The 15,639-nt window shown below is 63.2% G+C and carries 17 protein-coding genes; 10 read left to right on the top strand and 7 right to left on the bottom strand.

The window, feature by feature from the left end; translation table 11 throughout:
- Window positions 1-31 precede the first annotated feature (31 nt).
- The 3 genes from JGU71_RS12620 to JGU71_RS12610 form a co-directional block, all read right to left on the bottom strand.
- Complete coding sequence (locus JGU71_RS12620; protein WP_199704446.1) at window positions 32-808, bottom strand: heparin-binding hemagglutinin; 777 nt, start codon at window positions 806-808, stop codon at window positions 32-34.
- Complete coding sequence (locus JGU71_RS12615; protein WP_199704445.1) at window positions 801-1,310, bottom strand: helix-turn-helix domain-containing protein; 510 nt, start codon at window positions 1,308-1,310, stop codon at window positions 801-803. Before JGU71_RS12615 ends, JGU71_RS12620 begins: the two co-directional genes overlap by 8 nt.
- Window positions 1,311-1,445: 135 nt before the next feature.
- Window positions 1,446-2,699, bottom strand: a complete 1,254-nt coding sequence (locus tag JGU71_RS12610; protein ID WP_199704592.1) for a DUF445 domain-containing protein — start codon at window positions 2,697-2,699, stop codon at window positions 1,446-1,448.
- Window positions 2,700-2,956: 257 nt separating this feature from the next.
- On the opposite strand from JGU71_RS12610, the gene JGU71_RS12605 reads away from it, so the two are divergent.
- Window positions 2,957-3,679 (top strand): TetR/AcrR family transcriptional regulator, encoded by a 723-nt coding sequence (locus JGU71_RS12605; protein WP_199704444.1) that lies wholly within the window; start codon window positions 2,957-2,959, stop codon window positions 3,677-3,679.
- Window positions 3,680-3,685: 6 nt separating this feature from the next.
- Here the strand turns inward: JGU71_RS12605 and JGU71_RS12600 are convergent, their stop codons facing one another.
- Window positions 3,686-4,684, bottom strand: a complete 999-nt coding sequence (locus JGU71_RS12600; RefSeq protein ID WP_307829614.1) for an alpha/beta hydrolase — start codon at window positions 4,682-4,684, stop codon at window positions 3,686-3,688.
- Window positions 4,685-4,925: 241 nt separating this feature from the next.
- Here JGU71_RS12600 and JGU71_RS12595 point away from each other — a divergent pair, with 241 nt between their 5' ends.
- The 7 genes from JGU71_RS12595 (at window position 4,926) to JGU71_RS12565 (ending at window position 11,652) form a co-directional block, all read left to right on the top strand.
- Window positions 4,926-6,299 (top strand): ABC1 kinase family protein, encoded by a 1,374-nt coding sequence (locus tag JGU71_RS12595; protein ID WP_199704443.1) that lies wholly within the window; start codon window positions 4,926-4,928, stop codon window positions 6,297-6,299.
- A 44-nt stretch (window positions 6,300-6,343) separates the two neighbouring features.
- Window positions 6,344-7,591: a saccharopine dehydrogenase family protein gene (locus JGU71_RS12590; protein ID WP_199704442.1), complete on the top strand. Its 1,248-nt coding sequence runs from the start codon at window positions 6,344-6,346 to the stop codon at window positions 7,589-7,591.
- Between the two features lie 61 nt (window positions 7,592-7,652).
- The gene (locus JGU71_RS12585; protein ID WP_199704441.1) at window positions 7,653-8,447 is read left to right on the top strand and encodes a TetR/AcrR family transcriptional regulator; all 795 of its coding nucleotides are present in this window, start codon (window positions 7,653-7,655) and stop codon (window positions 8,445-8,447) included.
- 75 nt (window positions 8,448-8,522) lie between these two features.
- On the top strand, window positions 8,523-9,497 hold the full coding sequence (locus JGU71_RS12580; protein ID WP_199704440.1) for an oxidoreductase: 975 nt from the start codon (window positions 8,523-8,525) through the stop codon (window positions 9,495-9,497).
- Window positions 9,494-10,255, top strand: coding sequence for a class I SAM-dependent methyltransferase (locus JGU71_RS12575; protein ID WP_199704439.1), 762 nt, complete (start codon window positions 9,494-9,496; stop codon window positions 10,253-10,255). Before JGU71_RS12580 ends, JGU71_RS12575 begins: the two co-directional genes overlap by 4 nt.
- A gap of 56 nt (window positions 10,256-10,311) precedes the next feature.
- Window positions 10,312-11,169 carry a polyphosphate kinase 2 family protein gene (locus JGU71_RS12570; RefSeq protein WP_199704438.1) on the top strand — a complete coding sequence of 286 codons (858 nt, stop codon included), beginning with the start codon at window positions 10,312-10,314 and terminating at the stop codon, window positions 11,167-11,169.
- 3 nt (window positions 11,170-11,172) lie between these two features.
- Entirely contained in the window at window positions 11,173-11,652 is a 480-nt protein-coding gene (locus tag JGU71_RS12565; RefSeq protein ID WP_199704437.1) for a DUF6328 family protein, read from the top strand.
- A 71-nt stretch (window positions 11,653-11,723) separates the two neighbouring features.
- Here JGU71_RS12565 and JGU71_RS12560 read toward each other — a convergent pair whose 3' ends face one another.
- Both JGU71_RS12560 and JGU71_RS12555 read right to left on the bottom strand, forming a co-directional pair.
- The gene (locus tag JGU71_RS12560) at window positions 11,724-12,140 is read right to left on the bottom strand and encodes a ChaB family protein (protein ID WP_199704436.1); all 417 of its coding nucleotides are present in this window, start codon (window positions 12,138-12,140) and stop codon (window positions 11,724-11,726) included.
- Window positions 12,141-12,202: 62 nt separating this feature from the next.
- Complete coding sequence (locus JGU71_RS12555; protein WP_199704435.1) at window positions 12,203-12,418, bottom strand: hypothetical protein; 216 nt, start codon at window positions 12,416-12,418, stop codon at window positions 12,203-12,205.
- A gap of 63 nt (window positions 12,419-12,481) precedes the next feature.
- Here JGU71_RS12555 and JGU71_RS12550 point away from each other — a divergent pair, with 63 nt between their 5' ends.
- A complete protein-coding gene (locus JGU71_RS12550; RefSeq protein WP_233529039.1) occupies window positions 12,482-13,936 on the top strand; it encodes an FAD-dependent oxidoreductase in 1,455 nt (484 codons plus the stop codon).
- Window positions 13,923-14,108, top strand: coding sequence for a hypothetical protein (locus JGU71_RS12545; RefSeq protein ID WP_199704433.1), 186 nt, complete (start codon window positions 13,923-13,925; stop codon window positions 14,106-14,108). The genes JGU71_RS12550 and JGU71_RS12545 overlap by 14 nt, the downstream gene beginning before the upstream one ends.
- A gap of 30 nt (window positions 14,109-14,138) precedes the next feature.
- Here the strand turns inward: JGU71_RS12545 and JGU71_RS12540 are convergent, their stop codons facing one another.
- A complete protein-coding gene (locus tag JGU71_RS12540; RefSeq protein WP_307829613.1) occupies window positions 14,139-15,605 on the bottom strand; it encodes a CYTH and CHAD domain-containing protein in 1,467 nt (488 codons plus the stop codon).
- Window positions 15,606-15,639 lie beyond the last annotated feature (34 nt).

Below are 15,639 nucleotides of genomic sequence, written 5' to 3'. Positions count from 1 at the left end.
TCGATTTCGAGCGTGTGCAGCAGGAAAGAAATTACTGCGCGGTCTTCTTGGCCGGCGCACGCTTTGCCGGCGCCTTCTTGGCCGGAGCGGCCTTTGCGGGGGCAGCAGCCTTGGCAGGCGCAGCCTTCGCGGGAGCCTTGGCAGGCGTCGCCTTCTTGGCGGGCGCGGCCTTCTTGGCCGGAGCGGTCGCCTTGGTGGCGGCCTTCTTGACTGCGGCGACGGTCTCTTCGACCTTCTCTGCAGCCTCTTCGGCGGCGTCTTCTGCGCGGCCCGTCACCTTGCCTGCGAGCTTGGTGGCCTGCTCGCGGACGTCCTTGGTGGCTTCGGTGACCTTGCCGAGGGCATCCTCGGTGCGGGTGCGGGCGTCGCTGACGAGGCCTTCGACGCGGCCGAGACGCTCTTCGACGCCGGTGTTGCCACGCAGGCGTTCGACGGTCTCTTCGCCACGCTCAGCGAGCGACGCGTACAGGTCGACTGCGACCTTCAAGTATTCTTCGGCAACCTTGCGAAGCTCGTCGACGGTGAACTTCTCACGCAGTTCGGCAAGCTCTTCCGGCAGCTCGGACGGCAGGCTCGCGAGACGCTCGCGGAGGCTCTCGATCTGCTCCTGCACGTCGGACGGCAGCGAGGCGAAACGCTCACGCGCTTCTTCGACCCGGCCGGACACGTCGGTGCTGGTGTTCTCGGCGCGCTCGCGCACCTGAGCGACGACATCGGCAACTGCCTGGACAACTGCGTCGCCTGCGCCGACGGTGGCGTACAGCGGCTTCTTCACGGTCTCGAGACCCTTGTCGGTGGACTCACTCATCTTCGCTCTCCTGTTCCAATGGCTTGGTTTCTGCGGACGGCTCGGCCTTTTCGACTGGCGCAAGCTCGTCGTTCGACGAATCGTTTTCACGACAGAACGATTCGTATATCTCCAGGAGCACCTGCTTCTGCCGCTCTGTTATTGCGACATCGGCGAGTAGCGCATCCCGGACCGGGCTGTAAGGACGCTGTTCGAGATAGCCCGCTCGTACGTACAGCGCCTCCGAGGAAACCCGGAGACCTTTCGCGATCTGACCGAGTACTTCGGCAGAGGGATTGCGTAACCCACGCTCGATCTGGCTGAGGTAGGGGTTACTGACACCCGCCAGCAGAGCAAGTTGCCGCAGGGACACCTGGGCCGCTTCACGCTGAGATCTGATGAAGCTGCCGATGTCTTGCGCGGCATCTTTGACCTTGACGACACGTGCAGCCAGCTCGCCCGCTCCGACCTCGTCAGCCGGATCGGTCGCCCCCTCTGCGGGAACTTCGGGGTAATCCGGCATGTGTATTCACTCTCCTGGTTGGTGTTGCGATATCAACCCTAAGCGAAGGTGCTAACTCTTGCAAGCACCACAGCTAACAGTCGACGAGGTATGGGTCACATCGGCTCGGACTCACATAAGCGATACCCGGTCCATTCAACTACCGAACATAAGATGAGAAACGGTATATATCGACAATCCGGCGAGCGAACCGACAACTGTGCCGTTGATGCGAATGAACTGCAGATCACGGCCCACTTGCAACTCGATCTTCTTGCTTGCTTCCTCGGCGTCCCACCTTGCCACGGTATCGGTGATGATCGTCGTGATCTCGTTCGCATAATTGGCAGCGACATATCGCGCACCGGCAAGCAGCCATCGATCGACCTTCGCGCGCATCTCGTCGTCGTCGCGTAGCCGCTGCCCCAATTGCTCGACGTTCTCGCCGACCTTGCGGCGCAATGTGCTGTTCGGATCGTCGACCGACTCGAGAATCAAGCGCTTCGCAACGCGCCACGTGGCTTCGGCAAGACCGGTGATTTCTTCCCGACCCATGATCTCGGCCTTGATCGACTCGGCCTTCTTGACGGTCGCCTCGTCGAATTGCAGGTCGTTGGCGAATTCGAGGAGAAAGCGATTGGCGGCTTGGCGCACTTCGTGATCGGGTGTGGTCCGAACTTTCCAGGTGAACTCGACCAATTCCCGATAGATCTTTTCCGACAGCAGGATGTCGACGAACTTGGGCGACCATTGCGGCGAATCGCGCAGCACAATTCTGTCGATCGTCTCCTGACTCGCCAGCGCCCACTGATGCGCGCGTTCGGTCAACATGTCGATCAACGGCAATTGCTTGTTTTCTTTGAGCAATTCCGCAAGCACCTTGCCGATCGGCGGACCCCACAGCGGTTCGGCGATTCTACGCACGATGGTGTGGTCGATGACCTGCTGGACGTCCTCGTCGCGCAGTACGACGACAACGGCTCGCAGAATCGTCGACGTTTCCTGCGCGACACGTGCCGCGTTCTTCTTCTGCGCCATCCAGGTGCCGATGCGCAGCGGAATCTGCGCGGACGCAACCTTCTCCGATACGACGTCGGGCGCGAGGAAATTGGTTCCGACGAAACTGCCGAGGCTCTCCCCCAGCTGATCCTTCTTCTTCCGAATGATCGCAGTGTGCGGGATCGGCAGCCCCAGCGGATGACGGAACAACGCCGTCACCGCGAACCAGTCGGCCAGTGCACCGACCATGCCTGCCTCGGACGCCGCTCTGACGTACCCGACCCAACCGCCTGCGCCGCGCGATTCCTGCCACCGGCAGAACAGGTAGACGACGGACGCGAACAACAGAAATCCCGTCGCGATCGCCTTCATCCGCCGCAGGTCGCGACGTTTGGCGTCGTCGTCGGCCATAGCAAGACCACCCGAGGGAACTCGTCGCGCAGGTTTCGGCGGTTCGAGAGCGAGTTCTGCACGATCTTCCGCACCGCGCTGTGCGCGTTCGATGGACACACTGCACATTCTGCCCAATCCCGACCCGATACCGGCTCAATGCCCATCTTCTGCTGCGTCGCGCAGGTCGGCTCATCACCTCGGGCTTAAGCTGGTCGGAATCGACGTACGAGCCCGACACCTACTGTCGATACCGATAGAACGGACCTGGTTTCACCGTGCACCCAATCCCCGAGGGGGCCACCCTGACTACGAAAGACGCCAGAGCGCAGAAGCCGGACGGCCGCAAACGCCGCTGGCGCGAACACAAGGTCGCGAGACGTGAAGAACTCGTCGACGGCACTCTGGCGGCAATTCGGAAACTCGGCGCGACGATCGGTATGGATCAGATCGCGGCAGAGATCGGCGTCTCCAAGACGGTGCTGTACCGGTACTTCACCGACAAGAACGACCTGACCAACGCGGCGATGTCGCGATTCGTCGAAACGATTCTCGCGCCTCGGCTGTACCAGGCGATCGGCGAACAGCTCGAGGAGTACGACCTCGTGCACTCTGCGATCACCGCTTACGTGGAGACGATCGCGAGCGACACCGAGATCTACCTGTACGTGATGAGCAACGGCGCCGGACCTCATCAGGATGCGGTCGCCGATTCGGAGCGAATGATCGCCGAGCTCGTTGCGGTTGTCGTCGGTCAGCGGGCACGGGCGCTCGGATACGACTCGGGCGGCGCGACGCCGTGGGCGTACAGCATCGTCGGCGGCATTCAGTTGGCGACCCACTGGTGGATTTCGAACAAGTCGATGACGTCCGACGATCTGATCGACTACCTCACGATGATGATCTGGGGCGCGATCGAGTCGATCGCCAAGAACCGCGGTTCGGCGGCAGAATTCAAGAGCCAGAAGCACGTCCTGCCGGAGCCGAACCACCAAGTATGAGTGCAGTCAGTCGATGATCGTCGATCGGACGAACTCGCCGATCTCGACGACTGCCTTCGCGGCTTCCGGCAGCAGGTCGGCCGCAGCCTGGAACACGTGGAACTGACCTTCGAACAACTGCAGGCGACACACCACGCCGGCTGCGGACAGTTCGGCGGCAATCTGCTCGGCGTCGACGACAAGCAGTTCGTCGGCACCCGCCTGGACGAGAACCGGCGGCAGACCGGTGAGGTCGACGTGCAGTGGCGACGGGACGCGACCGTATTCGTCGAGCTGGCCACGCTCTCCTTCGACGTCGGCGAGCATCGCCATCATCGAGACCAGCGCATTCGCGGGGAACAGCGGATCTGTCACGTCGCCGAGGCGGACCAGCTTGCGTCCGGGGTCGGTGTCGACCAGCGGCGAGATCAGCACGATCGCACCGGGGTCGCCTAGCCCACGCGCACGCGCGGCAAGAGCGGTCATCAGCGCGAACCAGCCGCCTGCCGAGTCCCCGACGATCGCGATCCGATCGCCGGCGTAGCCCTGCGCGAGCAGCCACTCGTAACCGGCCACGCAGTCTTCGAGGCCGGTGCTCGCCGGCGTTTCGGGCAGCATGCGATACCCGACGCTCAGGGCGGGCGCCGCGCACGCACGCGATATTCCGGACACCATGCGGCGATGCGTTCGCAGGCCGCAGCAGATGAACGCGCCGCCGTGCAGATACAGCAGCGCGCGGTCGTCGGCGGCACCCGGACCCGCGATCCATTCCGCCGAGCAATCGGGCAGGTCGACGGGACCGGACTTGGTTCCCCGGATCGGACGCAGTGGCGTCGCCGCGACGTCGATCAGGCCGTACGGCCACGGCAGATTCGGAACCGCTCCCCACAGCTGCAGTACCGGTCGGACCGTCAACTGGAGTGCGAACCGCAACGCGCGACTGCGACGACTCGGGCCTGCGAAGACGCTGATGTAGGGCGCGTCCCGTTTTCGAGAAAGCCCACGGGAGCTCGAATCGAGGGTCACAGCGACGATCGCTGTCGAGTCATGATCCGACCGTAACCCAGCATCGCGATCTGACCGCGCAGGTCGAACGAAAAGTTCGAGGGTTGCTGGATAATTGCGGACACAATCGGTGCACCCCTGGTTGACGTTTACCGCCGTCGGGTAAGAATGGACGGGTCATGCTCGGTGCCTCGAGCGTTCGTTCTCGATATTTACGCAGTTCGGGCTACCAGCACGGCAATGACAAAGCGGAGGTTCGCGCATGACCAGACGGGTTCCGACATCGCGGTTGGCCCGGGGTTCCAAGCTCGGAGCGGTCGCCGCAAGTTCCATCTTGCGGAGTCAGCAGACCAGGATGGCGATGCTCGGACGGTCCGACGAGGTCCGTGCCCGGATGGCCGAAGAGTCGACCATCCGCGCCGCCGAGCAGCTCGTCACCGTCCTCGGCGGCATGAAGGGCGTAGCGATGAAGCTGGGCCAGATGTTGTCGATCCTCGACCTCGACCTGGTCCCACCGCATCACCGCGAATCGTTTCAGCAGCGGCTCGCCGCGCTGCGCGACAGCGCACCGACCGTGTCCTTCGACGACATGCGAGCCGTCGTCGAGAAAGAACTCGGCAAGCCGCTTTCGGAAGCCTTCGTGGACTTCTCGCGCGAGCCGATCGCTGCGGCATCGATCGGTCAGGTGTATCGAGCCACCCTGCACGACGGCCGAACAGTGGCCGTGAAGGTGCAGTACCCGGGCATCGAGGCCGCTGTCCGCGCCGACCTGAAGAACCTGTCCATGTTCGCCAAATTCTGGCAGACGATCCTGCCGTGGGTATCACCCGCGCTGATCGACGAACTTGCCAGGAATCTGGAAGCCGAGCTCGACTACTTCGCCGAGGCCACAACCCAGCAGAAGGTCGCGGAGCAGTTCGCCGGCCATCCGTTCTTCGTGATCCCTGCGAGCGTCCCCGAGCTGAGCGGTCGCCGGGTATTGGTCACCGAGTACGTCGACGGCCTCGGATTCGAGGAACTGCGCACCTTGCCGCAGGAAGAACGGGATCGCATCGGCGAGATCATCTATCGCTTCTACGTCGGCAACATGTTCACCTACAACGAGTTCTGCGGCGATCCGCATCCCGGCAACTTTCTGCTCGCACCGGACGGCCGCGTCGCGTTTCTCGACTTCGGCCTCTTCAACCGGATGGATGCCGATCACGTCGAGTTCGAGTTGGCGTGCCTGCGTGCGGCCGCCGAGGAGCGCGGCGACGATCTGTATCGAATGATGGTCGACCGCGGTGTCATCAAGCGCGACGCGAAGGTGACCGCCGACGAGTGCATCGATTACGTCTATTCGGCATCGGGCTGGTGCCTCAACGACCAAGACCTGTTGATCACGCCGGAGCTTGCCAGTGGCGCTTTCCTGCTCGCCGTCGATCCGCGCGCGTCGGAGTTCGCGGGGATCAAGTCGAACAGCCTGCCGCCCGAGCATCTTTTTTCGCGTCGGGCAGACTTCTTGACGTTCGGTGTTCTCGGCCAGCTTGCAGCCAATGGCAATTGGCACCGGATTGCGCGGGAATGGATCTACGGCGAGGAACCGGCGACCGAGCTCGGCCGCGCCAACCAGGTATGGGTCGAGCAACAAACGTAACCGTGGCGGCACTTGGCGCCACTGCACACGAAAGCGGAAACACCATGGCATCACAACGCGAGCTCGATCTGGTCCTGTTCGGAGCGACCGGCTTCGTCGGCAAGCTGACAGCCGAATACCTCGTCAAGGCGGCTCCGCCCGAGGCGAAGATCGGTTTGGCCGGACGGTCGTTGGACAAGTTGGCGGCAGTCCGCAGCGAACTCGGTGACGCCGCAGCGCAGTGGACGTTGATCGCGGCGGACTCTGCGGATCAGGCAGCTCTCGATGCGATGGCCGAACGGACCAAGGTCGTCGTCACGACGGTCGGTCCGTACGCGAAGTACGGACTTCCGCTCGTGCAGGCGTGTGCGGCGGCAGGCACGCACTACGCCGACCTCACAGGCGAACCGCTGTTCATCCGCGAGTGCATCGACTCCTACCAGGACGCTGCCGTCGAATCGGGCGCCAAGATCGTCAATTCGTGCGGATTCGATTCGGTACCGTCGGATTTGAGCGTGTACCTCATCTACAAGAAGTCGCTGGAGGACAACACCGGCGAGTTGGAGGAGACGACGCTCGTCGCGAGCATGAAGGGTGGCATGAGCGGCGGCACCATCGCATCGGGCCGTGGGCAGATGGAATCCGTCGCGGCCGACGGCTCGCTCCGCACGCTGCTCGACAACCCGTACGCCCTCAGCCCGGACGACTCGCTGGAGCCCGACGTCGGCAAGCAGTCCAACCAGGCGTTGCGGCGGGCCAACACGATCGATCCGAGCTTGGACGGGTGGGTCACGTCGTTCATCATGGCGCCGCACAACACGAAGATCGTTCGTCGAAGCAACGCGCTGCTCGGCTGGGCCTACGGCAAGAACTTCCGCTACAGCGAAGTGATGAGCGCCGGAAAGTCTGTTGCAGCGCCTGTGGTTGCGGCGGGTGTCGCAGGTGCGTTGGCCGCTTACGAGGCAGTCGGACCGCTGCTGTCGAAGGGGGTCGGAAAGTCGGTACTCGACCGGATCCTCCCGAAGCCAGGCACCGGACCGAGCGAAGAAACCCGCAACAGCGGCTACTTCACGACGAAGACGTTCGCCCGGACGACGTCGGGTGCGAAGTACCTCGCCACCTTCTCCGCGCAGGGTGATCCGGGTTATGCGGCGACCGCAGTACTGCTCGGCGAATGTGGACTCGCGCTTGCCTTCGACGACGAGCTGTTGTCACCTCTGGCCGGAATCGTCACTCCCGCAACAGTTATGGGCGACATCCTGGCGGACCGCTACCGCGCGGCCGGAATGGTCGTCAAGGTCGAACGCCGCTGAGTTTCGCGCGGTCCGCTACCGACAGTAGCCAGTACCGCTAGTATCGGGTACCGTGGCCGACATGCCACGGCTCACCCACAGCGCCAAGCAGCGAGCAGCAAAGGTCTCTGCCAAGGTTTCGACCAAGGGTGCGTCGGACTCTCCACCGCCCCTGCGGTCCGACGCGCGCAGCGAGCGGTGGCGCGACCATCGAGTGAAGGTCAGGCAAGAGTTCGTCGAAGCAGCCGTCCGTGCGCTGGACCGCTGCGGACCCGAGGTCAGCATGGACGACATCGCGAAGGAAGCCGGTGCGGCAAAGCCCAAGCTGTACCGGCATTTCGAGGACAAACTCGACCTCTACACCGCCGTCGTCGCGCACATTCAGCACGAACTGACGAGCCGAATCGCGACCAAGGCGAATCTGCTGACCGACACGACACGTCAGTTGATCGCCAGCAGTTCACGCGAATACGCCGAATTCGTCACCGAGCACCCGAACGTCTTCCGGTTCCTCGTGCACGGTCACTACACGCGAGCGTCCGGGGAACCGGAGCGCACGGTTGCCGCGGCACACGATTCGGCGCGGCGCTCGGTCAGCCTGCTGACGATCGCATTGCGCGACTCCAACATCAGTGTCGAAAACGCAGAGTTGGTGTCCTTCTCGATTTTCGGTGCGGTCGTCTCGGCGACGGACTGGTGGATCGGTCCGAACGCAGCCGACAGCCAACCTTTGCCGATCGACGAGTTCGCCAAGTATCTGAGCGCGATCTCACGCGGCGTCATCGATTCGGCCGCAGCACTGGCCGACATCACGATCGACTTCGATCAACCTCTCTACCTTGCCTTTTCAGCCGCCATGTCGACGACGGCCGAGTAGAGCGGCAAGCACCGATGTACAACGGCACCGCCGCAGCACACACCCGAGTCACCGCCGAGAATGGAGAAACCCACAATGCCGAAACCTGAACCTTTGCAGATCAGTCGGTTCCGATCGACCGACGTCCCGGATCAAACCGGCAAGACCATCCTGATCACGGGGGCCAACAACGGTCTCGGCCTGCAGGCCGCGACGGTTCTCGCTGGAGCAGGCGCAGCCATCGTGCTCGCGTGCCGCAACCAGAACACCGGCAAGGCCGCTCTGGCACAGGTGCGTGCCGCCGCGCCGAACGCCGAGCATCATCTGGTCCGCATCGATCTGTCCGACCTCGCCTCGGTCCGCGCGGCCGCAGCCGAAGCACTCGCAGCGGTCCCCCGGATCGACGTGTTGATCAACAACGCAGGGCTGATGGCGATTCCGTTCGCGAAGACCGTCGATGGTTTCGAAATGCAGATCGGCACAAATCATCTCGGCCATTTCGTCCTGACCGACGAGTTGCTGCCCGCACTGTTGGCAGCACCGGCCGCACGTGTTGTGAGCTTGGCGAGCATCGCGCACTGGCCTGCCAAGATCAAGCTCGACGACCTCAACTTCGAACGCCGTCGCTACACGAAGATGGGCGCGTACCAGCAGTCCAAGTTGGCGAACCTCCTCTTCTCGGGTGAGCTGGCCAGGCGTTCGGAGGCGGCGGGAACATCGATCACGTCGATCGCTGCTCATCCGGGCGTAGCTGCGACCAACCTGTTCGATTCCATGGTGCCGCCGATTCCCGGCGCCGTCACGATGACCCATCTCGGCCTCCGTGTCGTCGGAAACAGCGAAAAAGAAGGCGCATTGAGCCAGCTGTATGCGGCCACGATGCCGGATGCCAACAACGACGACTATCTCGGACCCACGCAACTGCGCGGGATGCGCGGACCCGTACGTCGGTCCCCGCGGTCGAAGTTGGCGCGGGACCGCAAGCTGGCTGCCGATTTCTGGGCGAAGTCGGTCGAACTCACCGGCGCGACCTACGGCTTGCTCGAACCGAAATCGAAGTCGAAACGATGACCAACGCCCTCGACGGCGCAAACCACCGTGCGCTGCAACTCATTTCGCCTCCGAAACTTCGTGACGCCGCCGTGCTCGACGAGGGTTTCGTCGATCTGATCGGTTCGCGGGAGGCACCACAGCCGACCATCGCGCAGCGCGCGATGAACAGCAGTGTCGTCGCCGCAATCTACGAAAGGCTCTGGCGCCCGGTCGGAGTCGCGGCCCTCGGCCTGTGGAAAACCGACGAGCACACCAAGGCAGCCACCGACCTGCGTCTCGGCGGCAATCAGCGGGTGCTCGACGTTGCCTGCGGCCCTGGAAATTTCACGAAGTTCCTCGGGTCGCGACTCGACGGTGACGGCATCGCAGTCGGATTCGACATCTCGCGACCGATGCTGGTGCAGGCGGCACGCGACAACCGCAGTTCGCATGCGGCGTATGTCAGAGGCGACGGGCGCCGACTTCCCTTCGAGGACGGCACGTTCGATGCCGTCTGCTGCTACGCCGCTCTCTACCTCGTTCCCGAGCCGTTCACGATCGTCGACGAGCTCATTCGGGTTCTCAGGCCGGGTGGTCGGATCGCGATCATGACGAGCTGTGCACGTGGCCCGGCATTTCTCAGCAAGGTGCAGACCGTCGCGTCGGATCGGTTCGGTGTGCGAACGTTCGATCGCAACGAATTCACGACGGTCTTCCAGGCAGCAGGATTGACGGAGATCGAGCGAGAGGTCCACGGTGTCGCGCAATTCGTGAGCGCAACCAAGCCGCTGCGCTGACACGATATCCGTCGCTTCGCTCGCCCGCTCCTGGTCGGTTGTGGCAAAGTCCAGGCATGGGACAAGACGTGAGCCTGTGGACGACGCCGGCGCCCGACGCACTGCGGGTGACGCCGGAAACGACTGTCGCGGCTCTGGATACACGCTCGACGCCAGGATTTACCGGTGACAAGAAGGCCGGTGAGCTACTCCTCGTCGAACGTGGCGCAGTGCTCAGCGCGCTGCAGGAGAAGCTGTACGCCAACGGTCGCTCGGGTGACACCCGTTCGGTGTTGCTCGTGCTGCAGGGCATGGACACCTCGGGAAAGGGCGGCATCGTCCGGCACGTGATCGGCCAGGTCGACCCGCAGGGCGTCGACCACGCCTCGTTCGGCGTCCCGACGGCCGAGGAGAAGGCCCATCACTACCTGTGGCGCATCAAGAACGCGCTGCCCAAAGGCGGGCAGATGGGCGTTTTCGATCGCTCGCACTACGAGGAGGTGCTCGTCGTCCGCGTGCACAACCTCGTGCCCGCCGAGGTGTGGTCGACGCGGTACGACGAGATCAATGCCTTCGAGAAAGAACTTGCCGACAGCGGGACCACCATCGTCAAGTGTGCGATGTTCGTGTCGCTGGACGAGCAGAAGGCCCGCTTGACCGAGCGTCTGGAGCGGCCGGACAAGTACTGGAAGTTCAACCCGAACGACATCGACGAGCGGTTGCTCTGGCCTGCCTATCAGGAGGCCTACCAAGCGGTGCTCGACAAAACCTCGACGGAGCATGCCCCGTGGCACGTCATCCCGGCCGACCGAAAGTGGTTCAGCCGACTCGCCATCACCGAATTATTGATCGACGCCCTGGAACGGCTCCAACTCGATTGGCCGCCACCCGATTTCGATATCGAGCACGAGAAGCAACGCCTGGCGAGGGCCTGAACCGTGCCGCTCGGTAACGACGACGATCGAGAGAACGAGCGCGACGAAACAGAAACTCAGCGCCTCGACCGCAACTGGGCGAGCCTCCTGCAGGAACTGCGCGTTGTGCAGACCGGTGTTCAGGTGCTGACCGGCTTTCTGTTGACCCTGCCGTTCCAGGATCGATTCTCGACGTTGGACGGCGTGATGCAAGGTGTGTACCTCGCGACGGTCGTCTGCTCGATCGGCTCGACGGTGTTGCTTGTCGCGCCCGTCGGGATGCACCGTCTGCTGTTTCGGCGGCATCAGTTGACCGATCTCGTGGCTGCATCGCACCGTTTCGCGCTAGCGGGAATCGTGTTGCTCGGCCTTGCCCTCACCGGGGTTGTTGCGCTGGTGTTCTACATGGTGCTCAACGGTGTTGCCGCCGGCGTCGCGGCAGGCCTGGCTGCCGTGCTGTTCGTGTACGTGTGGTGGATAGTGCCGGTGCGACGCCGTGCCTGAGTCCCCAGGCGGTTCGTGAGTCTTTTCGGAGGTTCCACCCTCCGAAAAGACTCACGAGCGGCGTAGCCACTTCACTTCTTTGCACTCGCGCGCCGGTTGGCCTGTTTGATAGCTGTGACAAGTTCGGCTTTCTTCATTGTCGAACGACCCTTGATATCAAGACGTTTCGCAACGCCGCGCAGGTGCTCTTTGGTCGCATTCGCGTCGACGCCTTCGGCCGTCTCGCCTTTCGCGTTCGGACCACCGCTCTCGGCGCGCTCATCGGACGGACCACGTTTCGCCTTCTTTTCCCAGTGGTCGCCGATCTTCTCGTAGGTGTGTTTCAGCGCGGCGAAAGCGACGCGATGCGCTTGTTCACCCTCGCCGTATTCCTTCACAGCGGAATCGTGAGTCTTGGTAAAAGTTCGCTGTGCTTTGTCACTCGACCGTCGCAGAGTGCCAGGTAACTCGGACTTCTTCGCCTTGCCGCTCTTCGCTGTCTTCGCCATACGTCTTCGCTCCTTCGTCGAACTTTCGAGAGGGTTACCCGACACTGAGACCGGCCAATCGCCTATTTCAAGCGTCGCAGCAACCGGATCGTGGCCCGTTCGACGGCGCTCTGGCATTCGTCGTCGATCAGCCGGTTTGCGCGACGTAGTGCCGCCTGGATGGTCGAGCCGTTCTCCCATGCGGTCACCACGCGCGGATCCACGTAGGAGCTACGGGCAAGCGCAGGCGTCCGGTCCGAGCCGACGCACAAGGTTTGTGCGCCCGATCGAACGGGCATCTTTCGCCTATGACTTCGCTCTGGTTGGACCGTTCCCCGATTTCGACAGATCCAATCTCGGGAATGGCAACCAATTACGAGGTTGTTGTCGTTGGCGCAGGATTGACAGGGCTGACAACGGCATTGCTTCTCGCCAGGGGAGGCCGGCGCGTCGCGGTGGTCGAGGCCCGCGAGGTGGGCGCCTGCGCAACCGGCAACACAACCGGGAAAGTTGCCCTCCTGCAGGGAACTCGACTCTCGACGATTGCGAAACGGCACTCTACGAAGAAGCTGCGAAAGTATGTCGAGGCCAACCGTGAAGGTCAGCAGTGGCTGCTGCGGTACTGCGCGGAGAACGGCGTTGCCACGCAGGTCGCTGTCGAACACACCTACGCGCAAACCCCAGATGGAATCCCCACGGTGCGTGCAGAAATGGACGCCGCCGTTACCGCCGGTCTGGACGCCGAGTGGGTCGAGAATCCGGACGTGCCGTTCCCCGCCCTGGCCGCTGTGCGCCTCGCCGAGCAGGCCCAGCTCGATCCGCTGCCCGTGCTGGAGTCCATGACGGCCGATATCCGGCGCCACGGTGGCGAAGTCTTCGAAAACGCGCGCGTAACCGGTGCACGGGAGCGCTCTGCGGGGGTGCACCTGACGATCGGCGACCGTATCGTAACGGCGGACAACGTCGTCTTGGCAACTGGCACACCGATTCTCGACCGCGGTGGCTTCTTCGCACGACTGGAACCACAGCGCTCCTACGCGGCAGCGTTCGACGTTCCTGGCGACTTTCCGCGCGACATGTTTCTCTCGGCCGACCAGCCGAGTAGGTCGCTACGGTTTGCCCCGAGCGACCGAGGCGACCTGCTGCTGGTGGGAGGGAACGGTCACCCCGTCGGTCGTGAACGCAACGCCCACGACCTCGTCGTTGACTTGATCGACTGGACGCGTACCTACTTCCCCGGTGCACAACCCACCCACACGTGGTCGGCGCAGGACTATTCAGCGATCGACGAACTGCCTTATGTCGGGCCATTACTGCCCGGCGACAACCGCATTCTGGTCGCATCCGGCTTCTCGAAGTGGGGCATGACGAACGGTGTCGCGGCTGCGCTTGCACTGTCGGCCCGGATATTCGGCGGCGGCATGCCGTGGGCCGATGTGTTCGAAACCTGGCGTACCAGTGAAGTTGTCGGGTTGCCCAAGGCCGCCCGGATGAACAGTCTCGTCGCTGCCTACCTGACCGGAGGATGGGTGACGTCGGCGCTGCACAGCGCAGGGGAACTGCCCGCCGAGGGCGAAGGCACGGTGGTTCGCAAGGGTGTCAAGCCTGTTGCGCGCTCCACTGTCGACGGGGTGACAACCGAAGTGTCTGCGATCTGCCCGCACCTGTACGGCATCGTCGCGTGGAACAGTGCCGAGAAATCCTGGGACTGTCCGTTGCACGGTTCACGGTTCGCAGCGAACGGTACGGTGCTCGAAGGTCCCACGACTGCAGGCCTGGGGCCATCACACGAGAGGGCAGCGCATGTCGACCACTGACGGACCCGACGACGTTACGTCGGCCGATTTCATTTCTCCCGACCCCGAGGACACTCGGGACGGGGACACTCGGGACGAGGACACTCAGGACGGGGACACTCGGGGCGGGGACACTCAGGACGGGGCCAAGGACCCCGACGGCGACGCCGTCGACTCGACCGACCTCACCTGAGTCCTGCGGCGGGCCGCTGCAACCACCGGACTATTTCAGGCGCCGGACAATCTTGCGTTCGGCCCGCTGCGCTGCGAATTGTTCACGCTCGTACAACAATCCGTAAGTGAAGCCGTTTTCTCCGGTAGCGGTTCCGGCAATGCTCGCAAGCCTTCTGATCAAGGTGCGCGAGACGACGGTGTCTTGATGTTCGCCCAAGATTCGTTGCACCCTCTTGTGTCTCTGGATCAGTGCGGCCGCTGCCCGCTCGCCGAGTACCGGTGTCGCGGCTTCGGCTGCGTAACGCGCGCGTTTGGCCGCTTTGCGAGCACGGTGTAGCGCGACAGCATCCGACTTACCGGCGACCGCGCGGCGGAGTCGCTTGCGGGCCTTGCGTGACGCGCGCTCGGCACAGTGGCGGACGACCTTCCGCTCGCCATCGTCGAAGTCGGACGCAAACTCCGGTAGGTGTTCCCACAACGCAAGAGTCTCGAGCAGATTCAGATAGCGCTCGCCGGCCATTTCCTCCCGCAACACCCGAAGATGTTCGGCCTCTTCACCGGCCAGATGATGGTCGATCCGAGCGATCACCGGACCGAGCACAAGTTCGTCGGGCAACGCGCGGACGGCATCGAGTTGTCGGCTGCGCTGCACCTGCCGGTCTCGTACTTCACCCAACATTGCTGCATACCAACGCAATTCGTCGGCGAGGCGACCCGCCTGAGCGCCGTCGAACAGTGGATCGAAGGTACGCAGGATGCTGCGCAGCCGCCGCGTTGCCACCCGGGTATCGTGTATCGGGGCCAGCCCCCGGCGTAACGCGACGTCGCCTGCGAAAATCGCATCGGCCTGCGCAGCAACATATTCGGCGATTATCTCTTTCGCAGTCCGCTTTCCTCGATGCGTGTTCTCCCGCATCGGCGCCAGGTTCAGTGCTCGTTCCAGTTTGGTTACTCGGCCTGCAGGTTTAGCACCTGCAGCGATCAGGCACTCACCGATCCCGCTCGCGTCGTCCTCGGTTGCAGTACCGAGCTCGACTTCCACTTCACGCCAAGATCTTTCGCTCCGCTTCGTTGTGCCCAAGCGAGTGGAATCGACCATGTCGTCTGCGACTTCGACGACAAGCGCGCCTGCGTCGTCGACCGTTCTCAACACCCTGCGTTGTGTTCGCATGTCGACGACGGGGGTCAGCGTAAGCCCTCGAGCGATGCCGCTTACCAACTCTGCGAGTTCTGCTGGCACTGTGTCGGATTCTGTCAGCGGAACAGAGATCTCCGTCCGGTCGTCGATGCCGGGCACTTTGAGTTGCCAACCGTTGTCGACGTCGCCCTCTCTGCGCCGCAACGTGATTCCACGGTCGAGCAACGCGAGCGTGGCTGTGTCGTAGTAGACGCTCCTGAGTCGTACGACGCGGTCTTCTGCAGCTCCACGGTGCGGGAGGACGCCGTCGAAGGACGGTAGAACGAACTCCAGGTCGACGTCGTACTTGTCCTCACGTTCGCGTGCAGTTTCGACCACGTGCGCCACCTCCATTGTTCGACTTGTCCACACG

It is taken from the genome of Antrihabitans stalagmiti (genome assembly GCF_016482825.1).
Lineage (GTDB): Bacteria > Actinomycetota > Actinomycetes > Mycobacteriales > Mycobacteriaceae > Antrihabitans > Antrihabitans stalagmiti.
The sequence above is the reverse complement of the archived record's forward strand: the minus strand, read 5'-3'. Positions and strand labels throughout refer to the sequence as shown.

Excerpts from the sequence above, each read along its gene's own strand:
- JGU71_RS12545 (WP_199704433.1), top strand. The coding sequence starts at position 13,923 with ATGTCGACCACTGACGGACCCGACGACGTTACGTCGGCCGATTTCATT.
- JGU71_RS12615 (WP_199704445.1), bottom strand. The coding sequence starts at position 1,310 with ATGCCGGATTACCCCGAAGTTCCCGCAGAGGGGGCGACCGATCCGGCT.
- JGU71_RS12620 (WP_199704446.1), bottom strand. The coding sequence starts at position 808 with ATGAGTGAGTCCACCGACAAGGGTCTCGAGACCGTGAAGAAGCCGCTG.
- JGU71_RS12555 (WP_199704435.1), bottom strand. The coding sequence starts at position 12,418 with ATGCCCGTTCGATCGGGCGCACAAACCTTGTGCGTCGGCTCGGACCGG.
- JGU71_RS12575 (WP_199704439.1), top strand. The coding sequence starts at position 9,494 with ATGACCAACGCCCTCGACGGCGCAAACCACCGTGCGCTGCAACTCATT.
- JGU71_RS12580 (WP_199704440.1), top strand. The coding sequence starts at position 8,523 with ATGCCGAAACCTGAACCTTTGCAGATCAGTCGGTTCCGATCGACCGAC.
- JGU71_RS12560 (WP_199704436.1), bottom strand. The coding sequence starts at position 12,140 with ATGGCGAAGACAGCGAAGAGCGGCAAGGCGAAGAAGTCCGAGTTACCT.
- JGU71_RS12610 (WP_199704592.1), bottom strand. The coding sequence starts at position 2,699 with ATGGCCGACGACGACGCCAAACGTCGCGACCTGCGGCGGATGAAGGCG.
- JGU71_RS12570 (WP_199704438.1), top strand. The coding sequence starts at position 10,312 with ATGGGACAAGACGTGAGCCTGTGGACGACGCCGGCGCCCGACGCACTG.
- JGU71_RS12590 (WP_199704442.1), top strand. The coding sequence starts at position 6,344 with ATGGCATCACAACGCGAGCTCGATCTGGTCCTGTTCGGAGCGACCGGC.
- JGU71_RS12585 (WP_199704441.1), top strand. The coding sequence starts at position 7,653 with ATGCCACGGCTCACCCACAGCGCCAAGCAGCGAGCAGCAAAGGTCTCT.
- JGU71_RS12595 (WP_199704443.1), top strand. The coding sequence starts at position 4,926 with ATGACCAGACGGGTTCCGACATCGCGGTTGGCCCGGGGTTCCAAGCTC.
- JGU71_RS12550 (WP_233529039.1), top strand. The coding sequence starts at position 12,482 with ATGGCAACCAATTACGAGGTTGTTGTCGTTGGCGCAGGATTGACAGGG.